A 26537-nucleotide genomic window follows, 5' to 3' on the forward strand; every position below is an offset into this window, starting at 1 on the left:
GCCGATGGCCGATCCAACCTCTGGCAACGGCGGGCTGACCGAAAGCTGATAATGCTTCCTTAGCCTTAAACCGCTATGGGATACTTGCAACCCAAGCGGAGCAGAGACCTCGTGGTGGCAGTGGCGGCCTTCGGGCTCCTGTCCTTGGCCAGCGCCCAGGAGGCCAAAGTGGTGGGGGTGTACACCCTTCCCCCCGTGGGCATCGCTACCCTGAACCCCCAGCTCTCCGCCGCCGATGTCCAGCAGGCCTACGCCCGCGGATGGCCAACCTCTGATCGGCCGGGAATCGGCTCTGGCCTCTATTACCTGGGGAACGGCCGCTTCCTCGGCCTTACCGACCGGGGACCCAACGGCGACTGCCCCGAGGGCAAGTCCGGGCTCTTCTTCCCCCTACCCGGTTATGCCCCCACCCTGGTGCCCTTCCGGCTCGACCAGGCCAATAGGCTCCTACGCCTCGAGGAACCCCTTCCCTTGAGGGCTCTCGGGGGCAGGCTCCTCTCCGGTCTCCCCTCCAGGGAGGACCAGCAGAACGGCTATTCAGACTCCTCCTGCACCGCGGTGCTGCCGAAGGATCCCGGCGGGGTGGATCCCGAGGACGTGGCCGTCCTCCCCGGCGGCCGGGGGTATTTGGTGGTGGAGGAAAACGCCCCCGCCCTTCTCTACTTGGACGCAAAGGGAACGGTCCAGATGGGGTATGTGCCCAAGGGCGTCCAGATCCAGGCTCCTTACCCCATCCGGGACACCCTGCCCAGGGTGCTGGCCCTGCGCCGCGAGAATCGGGGTTTGGAAAACCTGGCCCTTTCGGGTGACGGCAAAACCGCCTGGGTGGTTCTCCAAAGCCCCATCGGCTCCACCAAGGATTCCGCCTACGGGGATAGCCTGGTGGCGCGGGCGGTCCGTCTGGACGTGTCCAATCCCCTCGAGGTTCGCGTCACGGGCCTTTACCTGGTTCCCTTCTCCGATCCCAAGGAGTACCCCAAGCCCAACAAGCCCAAGGACATGAAGTACTCCGCAGCCGCCCGGGTCAGCGGGGAAAAGATCCTCCTTCTGGAAAGGGCGAGTGGCGGTGCTCGGATCTTCCTGGTGGACTTTTCCCAGGCCACCAACCTCCTGGACCATCCCCTGGGAGACACCCCGGAGCTGGACAAGGCGGGGACGGACTACGGGGCCTTGGGAATCCGCCTTCCCCAGCGCAACCTGGTTCTGGAAACCTGGAAGCTGCCCGAGTTCGATACGGACAAGCTGGAAGGCCTGACCCTGTTGGAAGACGGACGCACCCTGGCCATTGCCGACGATAACGACTTCGCCATCACCGGCAAGGAAGGACCCAGCCGCCTCTGGCTGGTCCTTCTCCCGCAAGCCTTGCGCTAGGAACAGGCCCCGCCGCGCCCTGGGCCAAAGGGCCCAGGGCGCCTTCTTCTTGCCAACCGGGCTCCTCAGGCAGGGGACACGCACCCGCCAAGGTAAGGGGCTTGCCCTTCTAGCCCCAGACCCTTGCCCTTGACTTTTACCTGACTGGCCCCGGGTAGCTTCAGCCTGGATGCGAAGCGTCGGGATCTTCCTCCTTCCCACCCTGGTCTTCCTGGTGGCCTTCACCTACCTGCCCTTTGGGGTCGCGGCCCTGGAGGGGATCAGCGCTTTAGGGTCCCTTTTCCAACGGGAAAACCTCAACGCCTTGCGGGTGACCGCCCTCTACACCCTGCTGGCCGTGCCCCTTTCCGTGGGCCTGGGCCTCCTGGCGGCCGTGGCCGTGGAGGGCACCTCCCGGCTCCGGCTTCTGGCCAGGGCCCTGATCTTCCACCCGGTGATCCTGCCCACGGTGGCCTTCGCCGCGGTCTTCCTCTACCTCCTGAACCCCCTGGGCCCCCTCCAGGGCCTTCTCCGCTGGCTGGGCCTGCAAAACCCCTTGGGGGACCCCATGGGGGCCTTTCTCGCCGTGGTCCTGGTGGGCGTGCTGAAGGATGCCGGCCTGTACATGCTCTACTACCTGGCCGGCCTCCAGGCCCTGCCCAAGGAGGTCCTCGAGGCGGCCCGGGTGGATGGGGCAGGCCGCCTGGCCACCTTCTTCCGCATCACCCTGCCCTTGCTCTCCCCCACCACCTTCTTCGTGGGGATCATGGCCACCCTGGGGGCTCTCCGCAACGTGGACCACATCTTCATCCTCACCAAGGGGGGCCCGGTGGGGGCCACGGACCACCTCCTCTACCGGGTCTACACCCTGGGCTTCGAGTACTTCGACTTCCCGCAGGCGGGGGCCTTGACCCTGGTTCTGCTCACGGCCCTGACCGCCCTGGCCCTTCTGGCCCTGCCCAGGTTGGAAAGGGGGGTGCACTATGACGGGTAGGCAAGCCCTGCCCCTGACCAGGACCAGGAAGCGGCTGGCCAGGGCCGCCTCCTTCCTCCGGGAGGTGCCCGCCCTTATCGTGTCCCTGCCCTTCCTCCTCATCGCCGCCTTTACCCTGATCGCCGCCTTCACCCCCACCGCCGACCTCAACCGGGGCCAGCTGGGCACCCTTACCCTGGAAAACTTCCGCCTGGCCTGGCAGGCGGCGGACTTTCCCCGGCTCTACGGGAACACGGTGTTGTTTACCTTTGGGCTTCTCCTCGTCCAGCTCGTCACCGTCACCACGGCGGGCTTCGCCCTAGCCCAGCTGAAGGCCCGGGGAAGGAATGGCCCCTTCTACCTAATCCTGGCCCAGCTTTTCCTGCCCGCCTCCGCCCTGATCCTCCCCAACTTCATCCTCATCCACAAGCTGGGGCTCAGCGATACCCTTACCGCCCTGGCCCTGCCCTACGTGGCCTCGGCCACAGGAGCCTTCCTTCTCCGCCAGGGATTCCTGCAGATCCCCAGGGAGCTCATCGAAGCAGCCCAGGTGGACGGGGCCACCTCCTGGCAGATCCTGTGGAGGGTCCTTCTGCCCCTGGTCCGGCCCCACCTGGCCGCCTTCTCCCTGGTGAGCCTGGTCTACCACTGGAATGAGTTCCTCTGGCCCCTGGTGGTGATCCAGAGCCCGGAAAAGCGGGTGCTTTCCCTGGGCTTCGCCAGCTTCGCCCGCTCAGCGGAAAGCGGTATGGAGTGGGGCGTTATCGCCGCCGGTGCCATTCTGGTGGCCCTGCCCATGGTCCTCGGATTCCTCCTCTTCCAGAGGGGTTTCGTGGAGGCCTTCACCCGAAGCGGGTTGAAAGGCTAAGGAGGTGAGGTCGCATGAACATGAAGAGGATCGGTATCGGATTGTTGGCGCTCCTAGGTCTGGGTCTCGGCCAGCAGACCACCATCACCTTCTATTACCCGGTGGGGGTGGCGGGTCCCTTGGCTAGGTTCATCGAAAGCTACGTCAGCGACTTCGAGAAGCAGAACCCCCAGATACGGGTGAACACTGTCTTCGGGGGCAACTACGAGGAGAACCAGGCCAAGGTGGTGGCGGCCATCCGGGCGGGGAACCCCCCGGACACCGCCATCCTCCTTTCCCAGCAGCTCCACACCCTCTTGGCCATGGACGCCATCGAGTCCTTCGACCCCTATATCGCCCGGGATCCCGAGCTGAAAAAGGCGGTTCAGGACTTCTTTCCCGCCTTCATGATGAACTCTACCCTGGACGGTAAGGTCTGGAGCCTCCCCTTCCAGCGCTCCACCCCGATTCTCTACTACAACAAGGAGGCCTTCCGGGAGGCCGGTCTGGACCCGGAAAAGCCCCCCACCACCTGGGAGGAGCTGGTGGAGTACGCCAAGCGCCTCACCAAGCGGGACGCCCAGGGCCGGGTGGTCCGCTACGGGGTGGCCATCCCCACGGAGGACCGCTCCACGTGGTTGCTGGAGGGGTTGGTTATCCAGGCGGGAGGCCTCCTCTACGACCCAGCTGGCAAGGGGTGCAAGGTCCTGGTGGACACCGAGCCCGTGCGCAAGGCCATGCAGTTCAAGGCGGACTTGGCGAGGAAGCACGGGGTGAGCCCGGAAGGGGTCATCGCCTGGGGTACCACCCCCGGGGACTTCGCCGCCGGCAAGGTGGCCATGATCTACCACTCCACGGGGTCCTTGGGCTTCATCCGCACCAACGCCCGCTTCGCCTTCGGCACCGCCTTCCAGCCCAAGCTGGTGCGCTACGGGGTGCCCACCGGAGGGGCCAACTTCTACCTCTTCAAGGGCTCGGACCCCGCCAAGCGGGAGGCCACCCTGCGCTTCATCAAGTTCATGACCAGCCCCGAGCTCCAGGCCCGCTGGTCCATCGACTCGGGTTATGTGGCGGCCCGGAGGTCCAGCTGGAACCTGCCCCTCATGCGGGATTACGTGCGGCAGTGGCCCCAGGCCCTCACCGCCCGGGAGCAGCTGGCCTACGCCAAGGCGGAGCTTCCCGTCTACAACCTGCAACAGGTGAAGGACATCATCGCCGAGGCGGAGCAGGCGGTGGTCCTGGGCCGCAAGGAGGTGCGGGAGGCCACCCGCGAGGCCCAGCGCCGGGTGGACGAGGCCCTGAAGCCCTTCTGTAGGTGATCCCTGCGTGGGTCTTTGGGAGGCCCACTGGGCCTCCCTTGACCTTTTCCTGACGTGGGCCCCTTAGGGTCAGGGTGCCATGAAGAGGCTCCTGATCCTGGCAGGTATGGCTCTAAGCGTGGGACTGGCCCAGGGGGGTACCCTCACCCTCTACACCTCCGAGATCCTGGCGGACGTGAACGCCCTGGTGGAGGCCTTCCGGGCCCAAAACCCAGGGGTGCAGGTCCAGGTGTTCCGCTCGGGCACCGGGGAGGTGGTGGCCAAGCTCCGGGCGGAGCTGGAGGCGGGAAACCCCCAGCCGGACCTGCTCTGGTTCGCCAACGAGGACTTCCTCCGGGAGCTGGCGGGCAAGGGTCTTTTGCGCCGCATTCCCCCCACGGTGCCGGGATATCCTGTGCAGTATGCCCACGGGGGCGGCCTCTACTACGAGGTGCGCCTCCTCTACAACGTGATCGCCGTGAACACCCAGCGGGTGCGGGAGGCCCCCACTTCCTGGAGGGACCTCCTCAAACCCCCCTTCCCGGGCCTCCTGGCCATGCCCGACCCCAACTTCTCCGGGGCGGCCCTGGCCACCCTTGGAACCCTTTCCCAACGTCTGGGCTTCGGCTTTTTTGAGGCCCTGAAGGCGGGGGGCATGCGCATCGAGCAGTCGAACCCCGTCCTGCAGCAGAAGCTGGCCCGCGGCGAGTACGGCCTCGCCATCACCACGGATTTCGGGGTGCGCCAGGAAGTGGCCAAGGGAGCGCCCCTGGCCACCGTATACCCCCGGGATGGGGCCATCCTGGTGCCCACCCCCATCGCCGTCACCTCCTGGAGCAAAAATCCGGAGCTGGCCACCCGCTTCCTCCTCTTCCTCCTCTCCCCGGAGGCCCAGCGCCTCTTTGCGGAAAGGGGGTACTACCCGGTGATGCCCGGCGCCCCCAAACCCAAGGGAAGCCCGGTCCAGGTGGTGGGCATCCGGGCCCGCTTTGCCGACCCCGAAACCCTGTCCCGGTTTAACGCCCTTTTCGGGCTCAGGCGATGACAGGACCCGGGTTTTCCCGCCCCCTCTCCTTCCCCTGGCACCTTCCCCTGGCCCTGGCCCTTGCCCTCCCCTTCCTGGTGCTCTTCGTCCGGGGGTTGCCTCATTTCCCCAGCACCGGGCGCGACCTGGACGTAATCCTTTTCAGCCTGGTCCTGGCAGGCCTGGGAACCCTCCTTACCCTGTTCCTGGCCCTGACCCTGGCCGTGCTGGGCCTGGCGGGGAGGGTGGTGGGGGGATGCGAGGCCCTTCTCCTTTTGGGGTACCTGGTCCCCCCCTTCGTGACCGGGATGGGGCTGCTCTTCAGCCTGGGGGCCCTGGGGGTGCGGATCCAGGGGGTGCCGGGAATCCTCCTGGCCTGGACCCTCCACTACGCCCCCCTGGCCTACCTTCGCCTCAAACCCCAGGTGGGCCTCGCCCTGGGGCTCCTGGCCACGGCCCGGGTCCACGGGGCCACGGGCATCCGGTCCCTGAAGGCCTTCCTCCCACCCCTCTTCCCACCCCTCCTGGTGGCAGGGGGCACCCTGTACCTCGCCCTCTTGGGGAACTTCGGGGTACCGGCGGTCCTGGGGCTACCCGAACGGGTGTACGTGCTTCCCACCCTGGCCTACGCCCGCCTCCTGAGCCCTGTGGCCCAGGACCCCCTAGGGGAGGCGGCCGCCCTGGGCCTATGGCTGGCGCTCCTGGCCCTGCCCGCTGTGCTCCTGGCGCGTAGCGCCCTCCTGGAGGCCAGGGAACCCCTCCTGCCCCCGCCCAAGCCCCTCTACCGGCTTCTCTTCGCCCTCTACGCCCTCACCGCCCTGGCCCTGGTGCTCCTGGGCCTCCTGCGGGAAGCCCTGCAGAACCCCTACACGGGTCGGTGGGACCCCGCCTTCACCCAGGCCCTGGGCCTGCCCCTGGTGCAGAAGGGGTTACGGAACTCCCTTCTCCTGGCCCTGGGGGCCACGGGCCTGCTCCTCCTCCTGGCCCTGGCCCTGAGGCCCTTTCCCCGCCTCCTGAAGGGGATACGTGGGGTGCTGGACATCCACTACCTCCTCCCGGGGACCCTCCTGGGGGTGAGCCTCATCCTCCTCCTGGCCCCCACCCCCCTCTACGGCACCCCCTGGCTCCTCCTCCTCGCCTACCTGCTCCACTTCGCCGCCCTGGCGTTGAGGGCCCTTGAGGGGGGACCCGCCGTGGAGGGGGCGGTCCTGGCGGGAAGGGTGCACGGCCTCTCCCCGGGGCGGGCCTGGTGGCGGCTCGGGTATCCCCTGCTCCTTCCTTCCCTCTACGCCGGGGCTTTTCTCATATTCCCCTTGGCCTTTTCCGAGATCACCCTCTCCGCCCTCCTCTACGCCCCGGGAGCGGAAACCGTGGGGGTGGCGGTGCTTTCCGCCCTGAATGGGGGTCTTTACCGGGAAGCCAGCGCTTTGGGCCTGGTCCTCATGGCCCTGGCCGCCTTGGCCCTTTTGGGGAGGCCCAGATGATCCGCCTCGAGGGCCTCAGCAAGCGCTTTCCCCAGGGGGGAGGGGTGGAGGGAGTGGACCTGGAGATCCTCGAGGGGGAGGTGTTCGCGCTCCTGGGGGCCTCGGGAAGCGGCAAGACCACCCTCCTCAACCTGGTGGCGGGCCTGCTTTCCCCGGACCGGGGCCGGATCCTCCTGGCGGGGAAGGAGATCACCCACCTGCCCCCGGAGAGGCGGGAGCTGGGCTACGTCTTCCAGGACCAGGGGCTTTGGCCCCACCTGACCGCCCTGGACCACCTCCTCCTGGTCATGCCAAGGCCCGACCGGAAGGAGGCCCTGGCCCTTTTGGAAAGGGTGGGCCTTCTGGACCACGCCCACAAGCGCCCCCACCAGCTTTCCGGCGGTCAAAGGCAACGGGTGGCCTTGGCCAGGGCCCTGGCCCGCAGGCCCCGGCTCCTCCTCCTGGACGAGCCCTACAGCGCCCTGGATCCGGTGCTGAGGGAGGAGCTTCGCCTCGAGGTGCGCACCCTGCTGAAGGAAAGGGGAACCACCGCCCTCCACGTGACCCACGACCCGGAGGAGGCCATGCTCCTGGCGGATCGGGTGGGGGTGATGAGCCAAGGGCGTCTCCTCCAGGTGGGGGCGCCCAAGGAGGTCTACCTGAGGCCCAACTCTCTGGAGAGCTTCCTGGCCTTCGGCCGGGCCAACGTGTTTTCCCGGGATGGGGAGGTGCTGGCCTTCCGGCAGGAGTGGGTGCGCCCGGGCGGGAGCCTGGAGGCCCTGGTTCTGGAGCGGCGGGAGCTCAGGGGGGAGGTTCTCTGCCGGGTCCAGCTGGAATGGGGGGAGGCCTGGGTGCGCCTCGAGGCGGGGGTGGGGGAGCGGGTGAGGCTGCAGATCCACCCCCTTCTCCGCTTTCCTCAGGACCTCCCTGACCCTGCCATGACGGCAGAGGTCTAGGCTTCTGGCGGAGGTGAGGCGATGAAGCGGGCATGGCTGGTCACGGCGCTAGGCCTGGGATTGGCCTTAGGGCAGGGAACCGTCACCCTGCAGTACTGGCACATCAACACGGAGGCCTTCGGCCTGCCGGCGGTAAGGGAGCTCATCCGGGAGTTCGAACGGAGGAACCCGGGTATCAAGGTGGAAGAGCGGTACCACCCCAACGCCTACACGGGCCTCCTCCAAAACCTGCAGGCCGCCCTCGCCGCCGGGAATCCACCCGACGTGGTCCAGATGGGGTACCTTTACACCCGGTACGCCGCCAAGAACCTGCCGTATGTGCCCATCACCGAGCTGGCGAGAAAGTACGGGAACGAAAGGCACCTGCGTCGCTTTGCCCCCAACATCCTGGCCTTGGGCCAGGTGGATGGCGTCCTGGTGGGCATGCCCTACTCCCTGTCCAACATCGTCGCCTACTACAACGCAGACCTGTTCCGCCGTGCAGGCCTGGATCCGGACCGCCCCCCCAGCACCTGGGAGGGATGGCGGAGGGCCGCCCGCCAGATCAAGGAGCGCACGGGAAAGTACGGAATCTATCTCATCCTCCTGGATGACAACTGGGCCATCGAGGCCCTCATCCGTTCCAACGGGGGCACCCTCCTGCGGTGCGAGAACGGGGTGTACCGCACCGGGATCGGGGACAAGGAGGCCATCGAGGCCCTGGCCATGTGGGCGGGCCTGGTCAAGGAGGGCCTGGCCCTTGGGGTCCCCCTTCAACAGGGTGAACAGGCCTTTCTGGCAGGGGAGGCGGCCAGCTTCATGACCACCATCGCCCGCAGGGCGGGCCTCCAAGAGCAGACGCGCGGCCGGTTTGAACTCCGGGCCGCCCGCTTCCCCACCTTTGGTGGCAAGCCTCCCGCCCTCCCCGGCGGAGGCAACGTCCTTATGGTCTTCAGCCAGGACCCCAGAAAGCAGGAGGCAGTCTGGAAGTTCATCCAGTTCCTCACCTCCCCGGAGGGATTCACCATCTGGACCAAGGGAACGGGGTATGTACCCCTCCTTCCCGAGCTCATCCGCGACCCCCGGTACCTCAAGGACTTCGTGGAGAAGAATCCCATCCAAAAGGTGGCGGTGGAGCAGCTTCCCTTCACGGTTCCCTGGACGAGCTTCCCCGGGCCCAACGGGTTGGCGGCCAGCCAAGCCCTCTTCCGGGCCACCCAGAAGGCCCTGTCTGGCCAGGCCACAGCCGAGGCAGCCCTTAGGGAAGCCGCCCAGGAGATCCATCGCCTCATCGGAACAGAGCGGTGCAGCGAGTAGCCGTGCGCCAACGAACCCCGGGGATGGGGAGGCGGCCTGACCTCGAGGGCATCCTACTGGTGGCCCCGGGGTTCGGCCTCCTTTTGGTCTTCGTCTACTGGCCCCTGGTCTACAACCTTTGGCTGAGCCTTCACGACTGGAACCTGGTGCGGCCCCAGGCTGAGTTTGTGGGCCTCGCCAACTACCAGGCCCTCCTGCAGGATCCGCTCTTCAGCCAAGTTCTCCGCCAAAGCCTCCTCTACATGGGCCTCGCCGCCCTTGGTAACTTCCTTCTCCCCCTGGGACTCGCCCTTCTCACCCTCCAGGTGGGGGGACGCTGGGCGGAGTTTTATCAATCCCTGCTGTTCGCCCCCACGGTGGTGGCGGTGTCGGTGGCGGCTTTGGTTTGGCTGTACCTCTACCTTCCCGCAGCCGGTCCCTTGGCCAAGCTGGCCGGGATGGTCGGTATAGAAGCTCCCAATTTCCTTTCTGACCCCCGGTACGCCCTCCTTTCGGTAAGCCTGGTGGTCAACTGGAAATTCCTGGGTTTCCACTACCTCATCGCCCTGGCCGCCCTTAAAAGCCTGCCCCGGGAGGTGCTGGAGGCGGCGCGGGTAGACGGGGCTGAAGGCTGGGTCTTTTTAAGAAGTGTCCTTTTCCCCCTCCTCGGACCCACCCTCCTGTTCCTCTTCCTGAGCGCCCTGGCCAGCGGCCTCGAGTACGCCTTTGTCCCCATCGACGTGATGACCCAGGGGGGGCCCTTCGGCCACACTTCCAACCTGTTGTACGCCGTGTACCAGGAGGCCTTCCGGTTCTTCCGGTCTGGGGTGGCAGCGGCCCAAGCGGTTCTCCTCACCCTTGGTCTCGGGCTCATCATCCTGGGCCAGCTCCACATGATGGGGAGAAAGCATGATTAGGAAGGCTCAGGTCCACCTACTCCTTTTTCTCTCCGCCCTCCTGCTCCTGGCTCCCTTCGGCTATCAGTTCAGCCTATCCCTCACCCCCCCGGAAGCCCTTTTCGCCTCCCCCTGGCCCTTCGCCCATCCCATAACCCTGGAGAACTATCGGATGGTGCTGGAGAAACTGCCCATGGCCCGTTACGTCCTCAACACCCTGGTCTTCGCTGGAGTTTCCGCCTTGGGGCAGCTCCTTGTGGGGCTTCTCGCAGCCTACGCCTTCGTCTTCCGCAGGCCACCCCTTTCGGGGCTCCTCTTCTCCCTCTTCGTGCTCAGCATGCTGGTTCCCTTCGTGGTCACCTACCTGCCCAACTACCTTTTGGTGGCTCGCCTTGGCCTCCTCAACACCTTCCCCGGCCTCATCCTTCCCATGCTCACAGCAGGGTACGCCACCTTCCTCCTGCGACAGCACCTCCTCAGCTTCCCCCGGGAGATCCTGGAGGCAGCCTGGGTAGACGGGGCTTCCACCAGGGACCTTTTCCTGCAAATCCTCATACCCGCCAATCTTCCTACCCTGGCCGCCTTGGCCATCACCCTCTTCATAGGAGCCTGGAACCAGTTCATATGGCCTTTGCTGGTGGCCAACCGGCCCGACATGTACGTGCTCACGGTGGCGGTGCAGCGGTTTGCCGGAGGGGAAGGGGCCAACGCCTGGGGGCCTCTCATGGCCGCCTCCGTCCTCGCCACCCTGCCCACCCTTCTCCTCTACCTGGCCTTCCACCGACGCATCCTGGAAACCCTAATGGAAGGGGGAGTGAGGGGATGATGCGCATCCTGTTCTTTGGCGACGTGGTGGCCGAACCTGGGTTAAAGGCCTTGGCCCAGGAACTCCCTGGCCTGCGCCAGGAGTTCCGGCCCGACTTCGTGGTGGTCAACGGGGAAAATCTGGACATCACGCTCCCCGAGGCGGGGAAGGCGGGTATGCATCCCAATACCCTAAAGGCCCTCCTCGCCCTCGGGGTGGACGCGGTCACCGGTGGCAACCACTCCTTCGATCCCCCCTGGGCCGAACAGGTTCTGGGCCACGCCCGGGTACTGCGTCCCCTAAACTATAGCCGCCACGCCCCGGGCAAGGGAAGCCTGCTCCTAAGGAAGGGGGAAAAGGAGCTCTTGGTGGTTAACCTGGCGGGTCGATCCGCCTTACCGCAAGCTGGGGATCCCATTGAGGCCTTTGAAAATCTTTTGTCCCAATGGCCCAGGGTACCCATCCTGGTGGATTTCCACTCGGAGTCCGTGTTCGAAAAGCTCGGCTTCGCCTACCTCTTTGATGGGAAGGCGGTTGCCGTGTTGGGGACCCACACCCATGTGGCCACCCAGGATGCCCGGATCCTGCCCAAGGGCACAGCCTATGTGTCCGACGTGGGCATGGTGGGCAACGACGGGGGTTACCAGGGGTACGACCCGGAGTTCCTGGTGGAGGCATTAAGGAAACGAATCCCCCCTAGAGGTTTTGTCCTACGGCCTGCGGAGGGCCCGCCCCGGGTGAGCTTTGTGTTCTTGGAAGTCGAGGAGGGTAGGGCTCGTAGCCTCCTCCACGCCTCCTACCTGTTGGCGACTCCACCCGTCTCTCAAGAGCGGCCTGTGGAATAGCAACCCGCGGACCCGCCAAGCAGGTTCCTGCTCATAGCACCTGCACGTAAAGGGCCAGATGGTTCCTCCCATCCCGGTACTCCAGCCGGCTGGCCAGACGCAGGTTGTACCGGCTGTCTCCGGGAAGGTCCGGGTCGTAGATCCTAAGCCAAAGCGCGTATACCCCCGGCTCCGAGGGTGCCTGCACCGTGTACGCGTACACCGCCTCCCCTCCCGGAACGGGGCCGTAGAAGCGGGTATCCAGCACACGCCCCACCTCCAGGCCATCCCCCTCCCTCTTGAACACCAGCTCCAGTCCCTTCGGGTTGTATAGGCCCCCGAACCCCTGGTTCTCCAGGTACAGGCGCAGGGTCAAGGCCTCCAAAGCCCTGAGCTGGTTAGCGCTCACCTCCACCCGCCGCAGGTAGAGCCGGTAGCCCAGGTCCCGCTTGAGGGCATCCAGCAGGGAGCCCGAACCAAAGGGGGTCTCCCGCAGCCACCGGATGAAGTCCGGGTGATAGTGCAGGTTCAGGTTGCTGAAGCGGAACCGCTGGAACTGCCGGTACACGTACCCCGCGGGGTCCTCCCCCGGCGGAATATAGGGGCCTGGGGTGCAGGTCTCGCCCCCCATCACCGTGTAGAGGGTGTCCCGGCTCCAGTACTCCCTCTCCAGGTCCTGCTGGGGACCCGGGTCGTAGTAGTAGGTGCCGTAGTCGTTCTCCGAGCTCATGAAACAGTCGTTGTGGGCCCCCAGCCGGGCCTTCAGGGTGTTCCCGTGGGCCTCGGCAGGGGTAAGGGGCGTGAAGTAGGTCGCGGCCGGGTAGGTCCCCACAGGGCCCCCAGCCTCCAGTTCCAGGAGTTTGGCCTTGGCCATGGGGTAGCGCACCGCCACCTTCCGCCCGGGGACCTCCTGCAACAGGGCCTGCACCATCTCCAGGGTCTTGGGGTTCGGAAGTTTCCGGTCGTAGTTCTGCCGGCCGCAAGGGGGCTGGCTTCCCTCCTGGTATCCCGGCAGGGGGTCCATGAGGGCCGCCTCCGGGCTGGCGGAGTGCCACTCCCCCCAGGGACCGATGAGGCCCGCCTCCAGGTAGGCGATGACCCCAAGGTGTTGCCGGAGCACGGGCCCTATCTGGGCCAGGTGGGACAGGATCCGCTCCTTGGGAGGGTCGCAGTAGCTGGGGCCGTTCGCCCGGTTCTCGTCCGGCCGGTAGGCGAAGCGCAGGATGAGCTTCACCCCCGCCGCCTGGGCATTGGCCAGGTCCTGGGCCAGGGTCTGGAGGAAGGTGGAGGGAAGCGTGTCCTGGCCCGCGAAGGCGTGCAGGTAGTAGGTCCTGCGGATGAGTCGCACCTCGAAGCCCTGGGACCGGGCCTCCGCCAGTTTGGCCTCCGCGTCCAGGCTGGGCTCATCCGGGTAGTAGGAATCTGAGGCAAACCCCCGTTCGGGGTTCACCACCTCCCCCTCCGCAGGCAGGAAGTCGAAGGCCAGGCCGGAAGGACCAGCCATGAGCCTCCTGAGAAGGTCCAGCTTCTCCTGCACCGGGGTCTTCCAGTCATCCTGAAGGATTCCCCCCGTATCCCCGGAGTTCGGGTTGAGGGCCCAGTAGAACCACACCCTCACCCCCTTCCCCCTCAGGTACTCCACAAACCGGTCCTGCCACACCCGGTCCTGTCCCGTGTACCATCCCCCAAACTCCCCGATCCCCCAGGGCAGGCCCCGGGTCGAGAGGTGGCCGAAGTGGGTGTCCCAGATAGCCGGCATGTTCTCGGGGAAGGTGGGATCCGAGAAGTAGGGTTGGCTGCTCACCGAGGGACCGTACACGTGGGGCAGGTAGAGGAGCCGGTCCCCCAGGCCGAGGTCGTCCCGGGCCTCCGTCAGGTTCTCCCCCCAGAAGGCAGGATACCCCCCGCTATCCGAAGCGTTCCCCACCCCCTCCACCGCCACCAGGATCCGCGGGTTCACCCGGAGCACCGCCTGCGCCCCCTCCTGGGCCAGGGCCTTCCACTCCGTCCAGGTGAGGGCGTGGGGCTCGTTGGCAAGGTCCACCCCGAACACGTTCGGAAACTCCAGGGAAAGCCGGGCCATCCGCTCCAGGTCCGCAAGCCAGTCCGCCTTGGTGTACCCCTGGGCCGGGTCAAAGGGCTTCCCGGGAAGCTGCCCACCCACCAGGTCGCAGCGGAAGGTGTGGAAGTCCAGGAGCACGTAGAACCCCAGGCCCTGGGCCTTCTCCAGCACGTACCGCAGCCCCGTTAAAGGGCTTTGCGGGTAGGCGGGGTCCCCTATCTGGGCCCAGGAGGCCACGCTCCCCTGGTCCCTCAGCACCGCCGGGGACACGGGCAGCCGCAGGGCGTTGAACCCGTATCCCCTCACCTGGGCCAGGATCTCCGTCACGCTCCGCCCGGACCAAAGCCCGTGGGGAGCCCGGTCGCAGGTCTCCAGGCCAAACCAGTTGAGGCCGTAGAGGGGTAGCGCAACACCATCCTTATACACCCCACCGGCCCCGGCGCTGTAAAGAGGGAGGTTGGGGGCAGGATTGCTCCTGGAGATCACCGTCAACCCAATAGGGTGGTATGCGGTGAAGTCCTTGCTCCAAACCTTAAGCCTCAGGGCATACTCTGCTGGAGGGGTGTCCGTGGCCACACCCAAGCTCAAGTTCGCCTCGAGGCGGGTCTGGCGATTGGCGGACAGGTTGGTGGGGGCCAGGCTGACGCCAGCAGGTGGCGGGCCTCCATCTGACCTTTCCAAGCTTAGGGTGATCTGGCCCGAGTAGCGTCGGTCAAAGCTCACCATCAAGGTAGTGGAACCGCTTTGCCCTGGTTCCAGCGTGAGATCGCTCGGATTAAGCGAAAGGGTTACCTTAACCGGGCGGCTAGCACCCTGACCCTCCAGTAGGCCCGCTCCTCCGCAGCCAGCGAGAACAAGGCTAAGTAAAACCAGACCGAAGAGAGGGGATTTCAGCCGCTTTTTTGCGCCGATGATTAGGGTGGATATTTTATCCATCATGTTCCAAACACCCCCTTTGACAAGAAAAATACCATACAGCGCCACGTGCATTCGGCTACCACCCCCGAGGTCAAGGAACTAGGGGCATGCCCAACGCGTGAGCTAGGCCCCGAGTACCCAAAACGAGTACACAAAAGAAGATTGCTTTTCACCTCCGGCCCAAAGCCCCACACCAGAAAGAAAACCGCCTGCCACCGAACCCTTCTCACTCCGAAGCCCACCGCGAGGTCACAAGCCCGTAGCGCCTATCACGCAATGGACGATCATGCGGCAGAAACCCATCGGGCATCAAACGTCGGTGCCTGGATGGGACACCAAGCGGAGAAAACCCCACACCCGCGGACGCCCATTCCCCTACCGCGCGACACCCTGACCATCTCGCCGGGTAACCCCCAAGGAGTCGACCCCCCTACACCCTTTCGTCACCCCTGTTCAGCCTTCACTGGGAATACCCTAACGCCGCCTCAGGAAAGTAAGGCCCAGGAGGGCGAGAAGGGTGACGTAGAGAAGAACAGCCGCCACGGCGCTGGCCGCCCGAAAGTCCTCGCGCAGGCTCTGGAAAAGAAGGAGGGGCAGGGTGATGGTGCCAAACCCCGCCACCATGCTGGTGATCTCAAACTCCCCCATGGAGATGGCAAAGGCCACCAGGCTTCCCGAGAGCACGGCGGGCACCAGGTTCGGCACCAGCACGTACCGGAGCCTGGCCCAAAGCCCTGCCCCCGAGGCCCGCGCCGCCTCCATGAGGAGGCCCACCTCGAGGCCCGCCAACCCCGCGTACACCGTACGGAAGAAGAAGGGAAACCCCAAGGCCGCATGCCCCAGCACCACGATCCACAAGGTTCCCGACAGGGAAAGGGGTGGACGGTTGAAGGCCAGGAGAAACCCCAGGCCCACCACCAGGGGGGGCACCAGAAGGGGCAAAACCTGCAAAAGCCGCCTCAGCCCTTCCCCCGCCCGCCCCGCCCAGGTGTAGGCCGCGTAGGCGGTGGGCACCCCCACCAGGATGTTGATGGCCACGGCCATGAGGGCAATCCGCAGGGAGAGGAGGCCCGCCTCCACGTACCTGGGATCCCTGGCGATCCGGGCATACCAGTCCAGGGTGAATCCCTCGGGAAGCACGTCCAGCCACATGCGGCTGAAGGAGTAGACCACCGGGGCCAGCATGGGCAGAATGAGGTATAGAAGGAGGAAGGCAAAAAACAGCCAGCCCAAAGCCCTCATCGCCGGAACCTCCTTTCCCAAAGGGCGAGCAGATACAGCCCCACCCCCGTGGAGGCCATGAGGACCACGGACAGGGCGGCGGCCAGGGGCAGGTCAAAGGTGCTCTCCGCCACCAGGCTGTAGATCTGCAAGGAGAGGAGGTTCTTGGCAAAGCCCGTGAGGGCCAGGGCCGTGCCGAAGGCCCCCATCATCCCGGCGAAGACGATGCTGCTCCCCGCCAGGATCCCCGGCATCAGGGCGGGCAGGAGGACCCGTACCCAGGCCTGGAAAGGGGTGGCCCCCGAGGCCCGTGCGGCCTCCATCAGGCTCCGGCCCACGCTCTCCAGGAGGGGCATGAGGGCAAGGGCGAAGAGGGGGATGTTGTAGAAGGGGAACACCGAGAACAAGCCCGCCCAGGAGTAGAGGTCAAACCGGGGCCATCCTAAGGAGGCAAAAATCTGGTTCAGCACCCCATTCCTTCCCAGAAGCACGATGAAGCCGAAGGCCACCACCAATCCAGAAAGGGAAACGGGGATGGCGTAGAGGCTCATCAAAAACCCCTTCCACCGAAGGGGAACCTTGCTAGTCCAGTAGGCGAGGAAAAGACCCCCCAGGGCGGCCACCAGGGTGGACAGGGTGGCAAAGACCACCGAGTTCCGCCAGGCCTCCAGGTAGGCGGGAGCCGTGAGGGCCTTGGCGTACCGGGCCAGGGTCAGGCCCTCGGGGGCGGCGAGGCTCCGCTCCAGGATGGAAAAGAGGGGATAGGCGAGGAAGAGGAGGAGAAAGAGAAGCCCGGGAAGGAGCAGAAAGCGCTCGCCGCGCACCCGTCACCCCCTAACGGATGGTCTCCCCGTAGTACTTCTGCAGGGCCTCGGAAACCGCCTCCTCCCGCTTGTAGTCCACGAACTTCACCTTGGCGTAAGCGCTTTTAGGCGGGTACTTGGCCGCTATGTCGTTGGGCAGCTCCACGTCGGGACGGATGGGGGACACGAAGGCCTTGGCGAACAGGCTCTGCCCGTACTTGGAGAAAATGAACTCCAGGAAGAGCCTGGCGGTGTTGGGGTGCGGGGCATTGCGGGCCGCCACGATCCCTCCTCCGTTGGCCAGGGTGCCGTCCTGGGGAATCACCACCTCCGTGGGGAAGGGGAAGCGCTCCTTCCAGGCCAGGAGGTTGTAGTCGTAGTTGATGAAGATCCCCACCTCGCCCCGCTCAAACTTGGCGGTGGTCACCTTGGCCTCCACCGCCCCGATCACCCCCAGCTTGTGAAGCCTGGCGAAGAAATCCACCCCCGCCTTGTAGTTGTAGGGATCCCCGCTGAGGGCGTAGGCGGCGCTCATGATGGTGGCCACCCCGGTGCCGGTGGCCCTCGGGTCCATGTACTGGATCAGGCCCTTGTACTCGGGGTTCTCCAGTTCCTTCCAGGTCCTGGGCACCTTTTTGACCAGCCGGGTGTTCACGATCCACCCCAGGGTGCCCTTGTACCCTGCGTACCAGGCGGAGCCATCCTTGCCCACGCCCTTCTGCCCTTCCGGAAGGGCATCCCAGGAGGTGACCTTGTAGGGCAAGGTGAGCCCTTCCTCCGCCAGGGTCATGGCGAAGGCCGGCTTCAGATCGGCCACGTCGTTTTTGCTGGCCTTCTCCTCCCGCATGCGGGCCAAGACCACGGCGCTACCCATGTCGATGTCCTGCTGGCGGATGCCGAAAAGCCGCTGGAACTCGGCATAGATGCCCCCGTAGTTAGCCCAGTCGTTGGGCATGCCGTAGCTGTTGATGACCCCGCCCTCCGCCCGGGCCTTCTGCGCCAGGTCGCGGATGTAAGGGGTGTCCAGTTCCGGGGGAAGCTGCGCACCCGCCTGGGCCAAGGCCCCACCCTTGAGGGCCAGGGAGCCCAGCACCAGGGCCCCTATACCAGCCAGAATCCAAACCGCTTGCCGCTTCATCCTTCACCTCCCATTGCCTCGGGGACCAGCCCCGTTGAGGCCAACCTGCCGTACACCTCCAGGTATTCCGATGCGTTCCTGGGGGGAAGCTCCACCAGCACCGTGCAGGGTTTCCCGGCAAAGGCCCTTAGGTCCTCCGGGTCCGGGGGCAGGTGCAGGTCGTACCGACCGTCGTTTGCGTGGGCGTGAACGTGGACCAATCGGGTTCCCAGGACTTCCACGAAGGCCGTGGGGTCCTGTCCCGCCATACGGGCGTGGCCCAGGTCCAGGCAGAACTCCAGCTGGGGCACCTGGAGGAAGAAGGCCATCTCCTCCGGGGTCCTGGGAACCTCCTGGGGAGCCGGAAGGTTCTCCAGGGTAAGCCTCAGGCCTAGGTCCGAAGCCAAAAGGGCAAGCTCCGCCAGACCCTCGAGGGCCCTTTCCAGATACTCCCGCCTAAGCTTTTCCTCCTGCTCCCTCAGGGCCTCGTGGGCCGGGGAGAGGCCGGGGGGCGGGTAGTCGGTCCAGGGAAGGTTGCCCGCATGCAGGTTGACCAGGAAGGCCCCCATTTGGGCGGCCCGCTCCAGATCCTCCCGGAGCACCCTTAAGGAGGCCTGGCGGATCTCGGGAACCGCAGAGCCGGGATACAGGTCCATGTAGCGGGCGTGGAAGGTAAGGGCGTAGCCCATGGACCGGGCCTCCTGCGCGGCGTCGAAGAGCTCCAACGCAGCAGAACCGGGAACCTCTATGAACTGGTAGCGGTTAAGCAACCCCCTGGCGTAGTCCAGGAAGGTCGCAGGATCCTTAGGGGGACGAAAACCCAGCCTCATCGCTCCTCCCGTACGAAGGGGGCCTCCTCGGGAAGCCCCAGGCGGACCCTTTCCCCCAGGGCGGGCACCCTGCCGGGGGGCAGGTCCACCTTCAGCACCAGGCCCTCCACCTCCACCTCCAGGCGCACCAGGCTCCCCAGGTAGGTGGCCAGCACCACCGTGCCCTCCAGGAACCCCCCCTCCTCATCTACCGCCAGGCGGAGCCGCTCGGGTCGCAGGAGCAGGAACCCCGGGCCCTCCCCCTTGACCCGCACGGGCCAGGGACGGTCCCGGTGGAACAGGCCCTCCCGGGCCTCCCCGGGCACCAGGACCCCGGTTCCCACAAAGGCAGCCACGAAGGGGGTGGCGGGCTCCTCGTAGATCTCCCTGGGGGTCCCCAGGTGCTCCACCCTGCCCTCCCGCATCACCGCAATACGGTCGGAAAGAGCCAGGGCCTCCTCCTGGTCGTGGGTCACGTACAGGGTGGTGAGGCCCGTTTCCCTCTGGAGGCGCTTAAGCTCCCCCCTCAGTTCCTCCCGGATCTTGGCGTCCAGAGCCGAGAGGGGCTCGTCCAAAAGGAGCACCTTGGGCTCCCGGGCCAGGGCCCGGGCCAGGGCCACCCGTTGCTGCTGGCCCCCGGAGAGCTCCTTGGGGTAGCGCCCCTCGAGGCCCACCAGGTGGACCATCTCCAGGAGCATCCCCACCTTGCGGCGCACCTCCTTCTCTGGAATCCCCTTCAACCTCAAGGGAAAGGCCACGTTCCCGAATACGGTCATGTTGGGAAAGAGGGCGTAGTTCTGGAACACCATGCCGATGGGCCTCCGCTCGGGGGGAAGGTCGTTGACCCGCTCCCCCCCGATGCGCACCTCCCCGGCATCGGGCGCCTCGAAGCCCGCCACCAGGCGCAGGGTGGTGGTCTTGCCGCACCCCGAGGGGCCCAGCAGGGTGAAGAACTCCCCCTCCCTCAGGCCCAGGTCCACCCCGTCCACGGCCACCACCTCGCCGTAGCGCTTTCGCACCCCCAAAAGCTCCACCACCGCACACCACCTTCCCAAGGACTTGTCAGCCCCGTGTCAGGAGCCGGTAGTAGGCCGCCACCAGGGCCAGGGTGAGGAGAAGGAGGAGGTAGCCCATGGCGCTGGCCCCCGAGAGGTCCAGGCCCAAAAAGGCCTTGCGGTAGATGTAGTAGCTCACCAGGTCCGTGGCGGAACCGGGCCCCCCGCGGGTCAGCACGTAGACCAGGTCGTAGGTGCGCACCTCCGCCAGGGTCTGCAGGATGAGGAGGACCACCAGCACGGGACGCAGGAGGGGTAGGGTCACCCGCAAAAAGGCCTGCCAGGGGGTGGCCCCGTCCACGTAGGCGGCCTCAAGGGGCTCCTTGGGCAGGCTCCTCAGGCCCGCCAGGAGCACCAGGGCGGCAAAGGACACCTGCTGCCACACGTCCACCAGGGCCAGGGAAAAGAGGGCGTAGCGGGCATCCCCAAAGAAATCCACCTTCCCGAAGAGGTAGGAGAGAATCCCCAGCTCCGGGTGCAGGATCATCTTCCATATGAGCCCCACCCCCACCGGGGCGATGAGCATGGGCAGGCTCACCACGAAGTAGTGAAACCCCTTCCAGGGCAGGTTCTGCTGCAGGAGGAGCGCCAGGACCAGGGCCAGCACCAGGGTGAGGCCCACGGTAACAGCCACGTACAAGGCGGTGAGGCCCAGGGCATGGAGGAAATAGGGGTCGCGGAAGGCCTCCTGGTACCGGGCGGGCCCCACCCAGTGGTAGCTCGGCCTGAGGAAGCTGTACCCGGTCAGGGAGAGGAAGAGGGCGTACAGAAGGGGGAGGCCCACCACCCCACCCAGGACCGCCAGACCCGGAAGGGCCAGCAACCAGGCCACCCCCCTCTGCCCCATCTCCCGCTTCCTCAGCGGAGAAGCCCCGCTTTCCGCAAGAGCCCCTCGAGGCCCTTGGCCGCATCCTGTAGGGCCTGCTTAACCGCCTTCTGTCCGGCCGCCGCCAGGCTGATCTCCCGGCCCACCACGTCCTCCATCTCCGCCGTGTAGGCGAAGATGGGCACCTTCCTGGCCTTGGCGATGATGGCCTCCGCCTGGCGGTAGTAGGGGTACTTCCTCAGCACCTCCGGATCCTGGAAGGCATCCTTGCGGGTGGGAGCGTGGCCCATCAGGGCACGCTTCTTGACGATCTCCTTGGACTCCACCCAGGAGATGAACTTCCAGGCCGCCTCCTTGTTGCGGCTGTTTTTGGGAATGGCCCAGCCCCACCCCCCGTTCACCCCTGCTCCTCCGGGCATGGGGGCCAGGGCCACCTTGCCCGCCACCTTGGGGCACTGCTTGGCGTCGTCCAGCTGGGGAAGCATCCACCAGTAGGTGACCATGCTGAAGGCCTGGCCCTGGCACATGACCCGGAAGGTGTCGTCCAGGTTGAAGTTCAGGGCCCCCTTGGGCGCCGCCTCCCGGATGTTCCTCACGTACAGGCTCAGGGCCTTCTCCCCCTGGGGGCTATTCAGGGTCACCCGCCAGTTGCGGTCCACGTAATCCCCCCCGGCGGCGAAGAGGTAGTTGGAGAACTCCATGAAGTTGGGGTCCCCCCGCTGCCCCTGCATGGCGGCCCCGGAAACCCCGGCGTTTTTGGCCATGAAGAGGGAGAGCTCCACGTATTCCTCCAGGGTGCGGGGCAGGGCCAGGGGGCGCTTGTGCTGCGCCTGGAAGCGGTCCTTGAGGTCCTTGCGCTCCAGCAGGTCCTTGCGGTAGATGAGCCCCATAGCGTAGTTGTACATGGGGATCATGTAGAGCTTCCCCTGGTAGTACCCCACCAGGTCCAGCATGGAGGGGTAGTAGACGGAGAGGTCGAAGCCCGAGGCCTTCACATAAGGCTCCAGGGGCTCAAGCCACCCGGCAGCGGGAAACTCCCCCGCCCAGAGGAAGTCCACCTCCAGGAAGTCGTAGGCGTTTTCCGGAGCCAGGAACTGGGCCACCAGCTTGTCGTGCATGGCCCCGTACTGGACCTTCTCGAACTCCACCCGGATGCCCGTGGCCCGCTCGAACTCGGGGAGGAGCGCCTCGATGATCCGGGTTTCCGGCACGTCCTCCATCAGGGCCCGAAGCACCACCCCCTGGGCCAGGGAGGCCCCAAGCCCGAGAGCCAACCACACCGCCAGCCACCTTTTCATGCCAGCCCACCTCCTTCGTTCACTTCACCGCCCCCAGGGTGAGACCCTCCACCAGATACCGGTCCACCATGCGGGCGAGAAGGGCCACGGGAAGAACGGAAAGCACCACCCCCGCCGCCACCTGGGCGAAGAGCACCCCCCGCTGGGTGACGAAGGTGGACAGGGCCACGGGTACCGTCTGGGTGTCCCGGCCCGAAAGGAGCAGGGCGAAGAGGAACTCGTTCCACGAGAGCAAGAAGCCCAGGATGCCGGCGGCGAAGAGCCCGGGGGTGGCCAGGGGCAGCACCACGCGGAAGAACACCTGGAAGGGCGTGGCCCCGTCCACGTAGGCCGCCTCCTCCAGCTCCCGGGGAAGGTTCTGGAAAAACCCCAGGAGCAACCAGGCCATGAAGGGAAGGGCGAAGGCCAGGTAGGAGAGCACCAGGGCCCAAAGGGTCCCTGAGAGGCCGAAAAGCCGCATGAGGGCGAAGAGGGGCAGGGCCAGGACGATGGGGGGAAGCATCTGGGTGGCCAGCACGGCGAAGCGCAGCCCGTGCCCTCCCACCCGGTAACGGGCTAGGGCATACCCCAGGCCCGCCGCCAGGGGCAGGCCCAGGAGCACCACGGAGATGGCCACCAGGAAGCTGTTGCGAAAGGCCTTTCCAAAAGGCCCCTCGAGGACATTCCGGAAGTTCTCCAGGGTCCAGGGTCCGAAGGCGGGGGGCAGGGCGTAGGCCAGCCCCTCGGGGAGGAGGGCACTCCGCAGGGTCCAGAGCAGGGGCAGGAGGAAGACGAGGCTGAAAAGCCACAGGCCCCCGTGGGCCAGCCACCTGATCACCCTAGAAGATCCAGGCACCGCCGTTCACCTCCACCGCCTCCCCGGTGATGAAGTCCGAGTCCGGACCCGCCAGGAAGCTCACCACCTTGGCCACGTCCTCGGGCAGCTCCAGCCGGCCCAAGGGGGTCTGGCGGATGTACTCCTGGACCACCTCCTCCGGGGAGATGCCGCGAAGCTGGCTTTCCCAGAGGACCTCCCTCTCCTGCATGGAGGTGCGCACAAAGCCCGGGTTGACGGCATTGGCCGTGATCCGGTAGGGGGCGAGCTCCTTGGCCACCGCCTGCACCAGGCCCAAGACGGCGAACTTGCTGGCGGTGTAGTGGGCCAGGAGGGGGGCCGCCTGCCGGGCGGCCATGGAAGCCGTGGCGATGATCTTTCCCCTAAGCTCGCGTCCCGGCATCAAGGGTTGGTGCACCATGGCCCGGGCAAAGGTCTGCAGGGTGAGGAAGGTGCCCTTAGCGTTCACGATGAGGTTGAAGTCCCACTCCTCCTCCGTCAGGTCCAGAAAGCGGTTCATGGTGGACACCCCGGCGTTGGCCACCAGGACGTCCAGCCGGCCGTCCTCCCGGAACACCCTGTCCCGGGCGGCCTCCAGGTCCTTCCTCGAGGTCACGTCCAGGGGCAGATGGGGCATCCCCAAGGCCTCCCCCACCGCCTTGGCCCGTTCCCCATCCAGGTCCGTGACCCACACCTTGAAGCCATCCCGGGCCAGCCGCTCGGCGATGGCCTTGCCGATGCCGGTACCCGCACCCGTCACCAAGGCGTTAGGCATACCCACCTCCCAGGCGCGGGTAGAGGTCCTTGAGGCGGCCGTAGAGTTCCCGGTAGATCCCGTAACGTTCCCGGTAAACAGGGACCCACTCCCCCACGGGCTCCGTCACCTCCTCTACCCTGCGCCTTACATCCCCGTACCCCCAAAGCCCTACGGCCACCCCCGCCAGGAAGGCGGTGCCGAAGGCGCTACCCAGGTTCGCTTCAGAAAGCCTCTCCAGGGGCCTTTCCAGGACGCTGGCCAGGATCCTCCGCCAAAGCCGGCTCCTGGCACCCCCGTCCATGACGAAAAGGCGCTCCACCCGGTGCCCCCTGGCCTCGAGGACCTCCACATGGTGGCGGAAGGCGTAAGCCACCGCCTCCAACAGGGCCCGCCAGAGATGGGCAGGGGTGTGGGTGAGGGTGAGGCCCACCACGGTGCCCCGGGCCTCGGGGTCATGGATGGGGGTCTTCTCCCCCAGGAAGTAGGGCAGGACCACCAGGCCCTGGGCCCCCGCGGGCACGGCCTCCGCCTCCTGGTCCAGCTGGGCAAACCCCACCCCGGGCCGGAACCCATCCCTAAACCACCGGAGGAGGCTTCCCGTGGTGGCCATGCACCCGTTGATCACGTACAGGCCGGGAATGTCGTGGAAGTCGATGAAGAGCTCGGGCACGGGGGCGAACCGGTCCACCGCATAGAGGAAATCCCCCGCCCCTCCCAGCTTGACCACCGCCTCCCCTTCCTCCTTGAGGCCGGAGGCCAAGGCGGCGGCGATGTGGTCGGCGCTCCCGGCGATGACGGGAAGGCCTTGGGGAAGGCCCACCTCCTGGGCCACCTGGGCATCCACCTCCCCCACCACCTCCCAGGGCCGCCGCACGGGACCCAAAAGCCACGCCTCTAAGCCTATGTACTCCAGCACCTCCCCAAGCCAGGCCTCGCTGGAGGGGTTCCAGAGCCCCGACTCCAGGGCCCAGTTAGCCTCCTGGTACCGGGCCCCCGTGAGCCGGAAGACCATGTGCTCGTAGGACCCCGAGATCCAGGCCACCCCTGCCCAAACCTCGGGCTCCCGCCTTTTGAGCCAGAGGAGCTTCGGGGCTAGGACCTGCTGGTTCCAGGTGGCCCCGGTGCGGGCGAAGAGCCAATCGTCGCCGAAGCGCTCCTTAAGTTCCCGGATCTCCTCCACGGCCCGGGCGTCGTTCTGCTGGATGGAGGGCCTCAGGGTACGTCCCCGGGCATCGTGGAGGACCAGGGCCGGCACCATGCCGGAGATGCCCAGGGCCTTTAAGCCCAGGGGATCCCGGCCCTGGAGCACCTGGCGGACCGTGGCCTTAAGGCCTTGCCACCAGTCCTCCGGGTCCTCCTCGGCGAAGCCGGGATGGGGGGAGTGCAGGGCGTGGGGGTGTTCCGCCTCCGCCAGCACCTCCCCCTCCCCCGACAGGAGGACCGCTTTCACCGAGGTCGTGCCCAGATCCACCCCGAGGATCATCACCGCCCCCTTGCCCGCCGCACGATCTCCATGAACTCCCGGGCCCGCTTGGGGTCCACGGGGTTCCAGGTGATCCCCTCCTCCTTGAGGGCCGTGCCCACGATGACCCCATCCGCCAACCTAAGGATCTCCTCCACGGTCTCGTGCCGGACGCCGGTGTTGGCCAGCACCGGCACCTGGGGCAAGGCTTCCTTCACCGCCCGCAGATGCTCCAGGTTCACCCCCTCCCCGGTCATGGGGCCGGAAACCAGGATGGCATCCGCCAGGCTGGAAAACACCGCGCTTTTAGCCCTTTCCACCAGTGAGCGGGAGTCCAAGGGAGAGGCGAACTCGGCGGAAACGTTGTACAGGAGGAAGAGGTCATCCCGCCCAAGCCGCCTCTGGTAGCGCAGGGCCTCCGCTGCCCTTCCCTGCCAAAGGCCCATGTCCGATCCGTAGAGGCCGGTGAAAATCTCCCGCACGAAGCGAGCCCCCGTGGCGGCCGCCAGGGCCATGGTGGCCATGGGGTCCCAGAGCACGTCCACCCCGAAGGGAACCCGGATCTCCTGCTTCAGGCGGCCGATCACGTAGGCCATGGTGGCGGTGCTGGCGGGGTCCACCTGGAGCTCGTAGGGCCGGTCGTTCTCGTTCCCGAACATCACCGCATCCACCCCGGCCTGTTGCAGGGCCAGGAGGTCATGCCGCGCCGCGCTCACGATCCCCTCCAGGTCCCCGTCGTAAAGGGGAGCGCCCGGAAGGGCCTTGAGGTGCACCATGGCGATGACCGGCTTGTGTCCGAAAAGGGCTTCAAAGCGTTTCACCTACCACCTCCACCGGTACCAGGGCCTCGAGGGTAGGGTCCTCGAGGTCCGTGATCACGAGATGCAGGGCGTTCAGAGGGGCCACGAAGGCAGGGGCTCTTTTCCCCCACTTGCTGCGGTCCGCCAGGAGGACGGTGCGCTGGCTCACCGCCATGGCCTTCCTCTTCACCGCCGCCTCCTCGAAGGTGTGGTTGGTTATGCCCTCGGGATTGAAGGCATCGGCCCCCAGGAAGAAGAGGTCCGCCCGCACCTGGCTTAGAAGCTCCTCGGTCCAGGAGCCCACCAGGCTGTAAAACCCATTCCGAACCCTTCCGCCCGGGAGCAGGACCTCCGTCTCCCCCTGGGCCAGGGCCTGGGCCAGGGCCACGTCCAGGACCACCACCCTTAAGGGCCTCCCTGCCAGCAGGCGGGCCAGGGCCAGGGTGGTGGTGCCGGAGTCCAGGATCACCGTGGCCCCATCCGGGACCATGGCGCTGGCTCTGCGGGCAATGGCCTCCTTCTGGCTGGGATTCTGGGTGAGCTTCACGGCGTAGGGGGGCTCCGCCTCGGGGAGAAAGGCCCCGCCGTGGTCCCGCTGCAGGAGGCCCTGCCTGGCCAAGGCAGCCAGGTCGCGCCTTACCGTGGCCTCGGAAACCCCCAGGTGCCGGGCCAGGTCCTTGGTGCTCAAACCCCCGTGCTGGCGGAGGAGCTCAAGCAGGTTTTGCCGTCTTAAGCTGGCTAGGGGCATCGTTTGCGCGATTCTAAGCGAACCTGCGCGATTATGTCAAGACCTGCCCCGGAGGTTCCCGAAGAACCCCGGGGAGAAACGAGCTCCCGGGACGCCCGGCTTTTTCCTGAGGCGCCCCTAGGTTGGTGTGGAAACC

General features: G+C 66.3%; 24 protein-coding genes. 11 read left to right on the forward strand and 13 right to left on the reverse strand.

Annotation, left to right across the window (positions count from 1 at the left end; translation table 11 throughout):
- The first annotated feature begins 75 nt into the window (after positions 1-75).
- From AC27GT_RS11385 to AC27GT_RS11435, 11 genes are all read left to right on the forward strand, one after another.
- On the forward strand, positions 76-1371 hold the full coding sequence (locus tag AC27GT_RS11385; protein WP_126188053.1) for an esterase-like activity of phytase family protein: 1296 nt from the start codon (positions 76-78) through the stop codon (positions 1369-1371).
- 169 nt (positions 1372-1540) lie between these two features.
- A complete protein-coding gene (locus tag AC27GT_RS11390) occupies positions 1541-2344 on the forward strand; it encodes a carbohydrate ABC transporter permease (RefSeq protein WP_126188054.1) in 804 nt (267 codons plus the stop codon).
- Positions 2334-3191, forward strand: a complete 858-nt coding sequence (locus AC27GT_RS11395; protein ID WP_126188055.1) for a carbohydrate ABC transporter permease — start codon at positions 2334-2336, stop codon at positions 3189-3191. Before AC27GT_RS11390 ends, AC27GT_RS11395 begins: the two co-directional genes overlap by 11 nt.
- A gap of 20 nt (positions 3192-3211) precedes the next feature.
- Positions 3212-4489, forward strand: a complete 1278-nt coding sequence (locus tag AC27GT_RS11400; RefSeq protein WP_172957958.1) for an ABC transporter substrate-binding protein — start codon at positions 3212-3214, stop codon at positions 4487-4489.
- Positions 4490-4568: 79 nt separating this feature from the next.
- The gene (locus tag AC27GT_RS11405; protein WP_126188056.1) at positions 4569-5513 is read left to right on the forward strand and encodes an ABC transporter substrate-binding protein; all 945 of its coding nucleotides are present in this window, start codon (positions 4569-4571) and stop codon (positions 5511-5513) included.
- Positions 5510-6976, forward strand: coding sequence for an ABC transporter permease (locus tag AC27GT_RS11410; protein WP_487224169.1), 1467 nt, complete (start codon positions 5510-5512; stop codon positions 6974-6976). Before AC27GT_RS11405 ends, AC27GT_RS11410 begins: the two co-directional genes overlap by 4 nt.
- Positions 6973-7911: an ABC transporter ATP-binding protein gene (locus AC27GT_RS11415; protein WP_487224170.1), complete on the forward strand. Its 939-nt coding sequence runs from the start codon at positions 6973-6975 to the stop codon at positions 7909-7911. The genes AC27GT_RS11410 and AC27GT_RS11415 overlap by 4 nt, the downstream gene beginning before the upstream one ends.
- Positions 7912-7932: 21 nt before the next feature.
- The gene (locus AC27GT_RS11420; protein ID WP_487224171.1) at positions 7933-9207 is read left to right on the forward strand and encodes an ABC transporter substrate-binding protein; all 1275 of its coding nucleotides are present in this window, start codon (positions 7933-7935) and stop codon (positions 9205-9207) included.
- Positions 9195-10103, forward strand: coding sequence for a carbohydrate ABC transporter permease (locus tag AC27GT_RS11425; protein ID WP_487224172.1), 909 nt, complete (start codon positions 9195-9197; stop codon positions 10101-10103). The genes AC27GT_RS11420 and AC27GT_RS11425 overlap by 13 nt, the downstream gene beginning before the upstream one ends.
- Positions 10096-10908 (forward strand): carbohydrate ABC transporter permease, encoded by an 813-nt coding sequence (locus AC27GT_RS11430; RefSeq protein WP_487224173.1) that lies wholly within the window; start codon positions 10096-10098, stop codon positions 10906-10908. The genes AC27GT_RS11425 and AC27GT_RS11430 overlap by 8 nt, the downstream gene beginning before the upstream one ends.
- Positions 10908-11732, forward strand: coding sequence for a TIGR00282 family metallophosphoesterase (locus tag AC27GT_RS11435; RefSeq protein WP_487224174.1), 825 nt, complete (start codon positions 10908-10910; stop codon positions 11730-11732). The genes AC27GT_RS11430 and AC27GT_RS11435 overlap by 1 nt, the downstream gene beginning before the upstream one ends.
- 31 nt (positions 11733-11763) lie before the next feature.
- On the opposite strand, the gene AC27GT_RS11440 is transcribed toward AC27GT_RS11435, so the two are convergent.
- The 13 genes from AC27GT_RS11440 to AC27GT_RS11500 form a co-directional block, all read right to left on the reverse strand.
- Positions 11764-14499: a DUF4832 domain-containing protein gene (locus tag AC27GT_RS11440; RefSeq protein ID WP_487224175.1), complete on the reverse strand. Its 2736-nt coding sequence runs from the start codon at positions 14497-14499 to the stop codon at positions 11764-11766.
- Between the two features lie 666 nt (positions 14500-15165).
- The gene (locus tag AC27GT_RS11445; RefSeq protein ID WP_370534101.1) at positions 15166-15933 is read right to left on the reverse strand and encodes an ABC transporter permease; all 768 of its coding nucleotides are present in this window, start codon (positions 15931-15933) and stop codon (positions 15166-15168) included.
- Positions 15930-16736, reverse strand: a complete 807-nt coding sequence (locus tag AC27GT_RS11450; RefSeq protein ID WP_370534102.1) for an ABC transporter permease — start codon at positions 16734-16736, stop codon at positions 15930-15932. The genes AC27GT_RS11445 and AC27GT_RS11450 overlap by 4 nt, the downstream gene beginning before the upstream one ends.
- Positions 16737-16746: 10 nt before the next feature.
- Positions 16747-17853 (reverse strand): extracellular solute-binding protein, encoded by a 1107-nt coding sequence (locus AC27GT_RS11455; RefSeq protein WP_370534103.1) that lies wholly within the window; start codon positions 17851-17853, stop codon positions 16747-16749.
- Positions 17850-18662 carry a sugar phosphate isomerase/epimerase family protein gene (locus tag AC27GT_RS11460; protein WP_487224176.1) on the reverse strand — a complete coding sequence of 271 codons (813 nt, stop codon included), beginning with the start codon at positions 18660-18662 and terminating at the stop codon, positions 17850-17852. Before AC27GT_RS11460 ends, AC27GT_RS11455 begins: the two co-directional genes overlap by 4 nt.
- Positions 18659-19678 carry an ABC transporter ATP-binding protein gene (locus AC27GT_RS11465; protein ID WP_252973392.1) on the reverse strand — a complete coding sequence of 340 codons (1020 nt, stop codon included), beginning with the start codon at positions 19676-19678 and terminating at the stop codon, positions 18659-18661. The genes AC27GT_RS11460 and AC27GT_RS11465 overlap by 4 nt, the downstream gene beginning before the upstream one ends.
- A 25-nt stretch (positions 19679-19703) precedes the next feature.
- Positions 19704-20528 (reverse strand): carbohydrate ABC transporter permease, encoded by an 825-nt coding sequence (locus AC27GT_RS11470; RefSeq protein WP_487224177.1) that lies wholly within the window; start codon positions 20526-20528, stop codon positions 19704-19706.
- Positions 20529-20554: 26 nt separating this feature from the next.
- The gene (locus AC27GT_RS11475) at positions 20555-21820 is read right to left on the reverse strand and encodes an extracellular solute-binding protein (protein WP_126187447.1); all 1266 of its coding nucleotides are present in this window, start codon (positions 21818-21820) and stop codon (positions 20555-20557) included.
- A gap of 19 nt (positions 21821-21839) precedes the next feature.
- The gene (locus tag AC27GT_RS11480) at positions 21840-22637 is read right to left on the reverse strand and encodes a carbohydrate ABC transporter permease (protein ID WP_253665263.1); all 798 of its coding nucleotides are present in this window, start codon (positions 22635-22637) and stop codon (positions 21840-21842) included.
- A 1-nt stretch (position 22638) separates the two neighbouring features.
- On the reverse strand, positions 22639-23409 hold the full coding sequence (locus AC27GT_RS11485) for an SDR family NAD(P)-dependent oxidoreductase (RefSeq protein ID WP_126187445.1): 771 nt from the start codon (positions 23407-23409) through the stop codon (positions 22639-22641).
- The gene (locus tag AC27GT_RS11490) at positions 23402-24874 is read right to left on the reverse strand and encodes an FGGY-family carbohydrate kinase (protein WP_253665262.1); all 1473 of its coding nucleotides are present in this window, start codon (positions 24872-24874) and stop codon (positions 23402-23404) included. Before AC27GT_RS11490 ends, AC27GT_RS11485 begins: the two co-directional genes overlap by 8 nt.
- The gene (locus tag AC27GT_RS11495; protein WP_124105595.1) at positions 24874-25674 is read right to left on the reverse strand and encodes a BtpA/SgcQ family protein; all 801 of its coding nucleotides are present in this window, start codon (positions 25672-25674) and stop codon (positions 24874-24876) included. The genes AC27GT_RS11490 and AC27GT_RS11495 overlap by 1 nt, the downstream gene beginning before the upstream one ends.
- A complete protein-coding gene (locus AC27GT_RS11500; RefSeq protein ID WP_124105596.1) occupies positions 25661-26401 on the reverse strand; it encodes a DeoR/GlpR family DNA-binding transcription regulator in 741 nt (246 codons plus the stop codon). The genes AC27GT_RS11495 and AC27GT_RS11500 overlap by 14 nt, the downstream gene beginning before the upstream one ends.
- Positions 26402-26537 lie beyond the last annotated feature (136 nt).

This window comes from Thermus sp. KWY1, from assembly GCF_057547025.1.

Excerpts from the sequence above, each read along its gene's own strand:
- AC27GT_RS11485 (WP_126187445.1), bottom strand. The coding sequence starts at position 23,409 with ATGCCTAACGCCTTGGTGACGGGTGCGGGTACCGGCATCGGCAAGGCC.
- AC27GT_RS11395 (WP_126188055.1), top strand. The coding sequence starts at position 2,334 with ATGACGGGTAGGCAAGCCCTGCCCCTGACCAGGACCAGGAAGCGGCTG.
- AC27GT_RS11390 (WP_126188054.1), top strand. The coding sequence starts at position 1,541 with ATGCGAAGCGTCGGGATCTTCCTCCTTCCCACCCTGGTCTTCCTGGTG.
- AC27GT_RS11460 (WP_487224176.1), bottom strand. The coding sequence starts at position 18,662 with ATGAGGCTGGGTTTTCGTCCCCCTAAGGATCCTGCGACCTTCCTGGAC.
- AC27GT_RS11440 (WP_487224175.1), bottom strand. The coding sequence starts at position 14,499 with ATGGTGAGCTTTGACCGACGCTACTCGGGCCAGATCACCCTAAGCTTG.
- AC27GT_RS11410 (WP_487224169.1), top strand. The coding sequence starts at position 5,510 with ATGACAGGACCCGGGTTTTCCCGCCCCCTCTCCTTCCCCTGGCACCTT.
- AC27GT_RS11445 (WP_370534101.1), bottom strand. The coding sequence starts at position 15,933 with ATGAGGGCTTTGGGCTGGCTGTTTTTTGCCTTCCTCCTTCTATACCTC.
- AC27GT_RS11400 (WP_172957958.1), top strand. The coding sequence starts at position 3,212 with ATGAAGAGGATCGGTATCGGATTGTTGGCGCTCCTAGGTCTGGGTCTC.
- AC27GT_RS11415 (WP_487224170.1), top strand. The coding sequence starts at position 6,973 with ATGATCCGCCTCGAGGGCCTCAGCAAGCGCTTTCCCCAGGGGGGAGGG.
- AC27GT_RS11455 (WP_370534103.1), bottom strand. The coding sequence starts at position 17,853 with ATGAAGCGGCAAGCGGTTTGGATTCTGGCTGGTATAGGGGCCCTGGTG.
- AC27GT_RS11420 (WP_487224171.1), top strand. The coding sequence starts at position 7,933 with ATGAAGCGGGCATGGCTGGTCACGGCGCTAGGCCTGGGATTGGCCTTA.
- AC27GT_RS11490 (WP_253665262.1), bottom strand. The coding sequence starts at position 24,874 with ATGATCCTCGGGGTGGATCTGGGCACGACCTCGGTGAAAGCGGTCCTC.
- AC27GT_RS11500 (WP_124105596.1), bottom strand. The coding sequence starts at position 26,401 with ATGCCCCTAGCCAGCTTAAGACGGCAAAACCTGCTTGAGCTCCTCCGC.
- AC27GT_RS11385 (WP_126188053.1), top strand. The coding sequence starts at position 76 with ATGGGATACTTGCAACCCAAGCGGAGCAGAGACCTCGTGGTGGCAGTG.
- AC27GT_RS11430 (WP_487224173.1), top strand. The coding sequence starts at position 10,096 with ATGATTAGGAAGGCTCAGGTCCACCTACTCCTTTTTCTCTCCGCCCTC.
- AC27GT_RS11405 (WP_126188056.1), top strand. The coding sequence starts at position 4,569 with ATGAAGAGGCTCCTGATCCTGGCAGGTATGGCTCTAAGCGTGGGACTG.
- AC27GT_RS11475 (WP_126187447.1), bottom strand. The coding sequence starts at position 21,820 with ATGAAAAGGTGGCTGGCGGTGTGGTTGGCTCTCGGGCTTGGGGCCTCC.
- AC27GT_RS11435 (WP_487224174.1), top strand. The coding sequence starts at position 10,908 with ATGCGCATCCTGTTCTTTGGCGACGTGGTGGCCGAACCTGGGTTAAAG.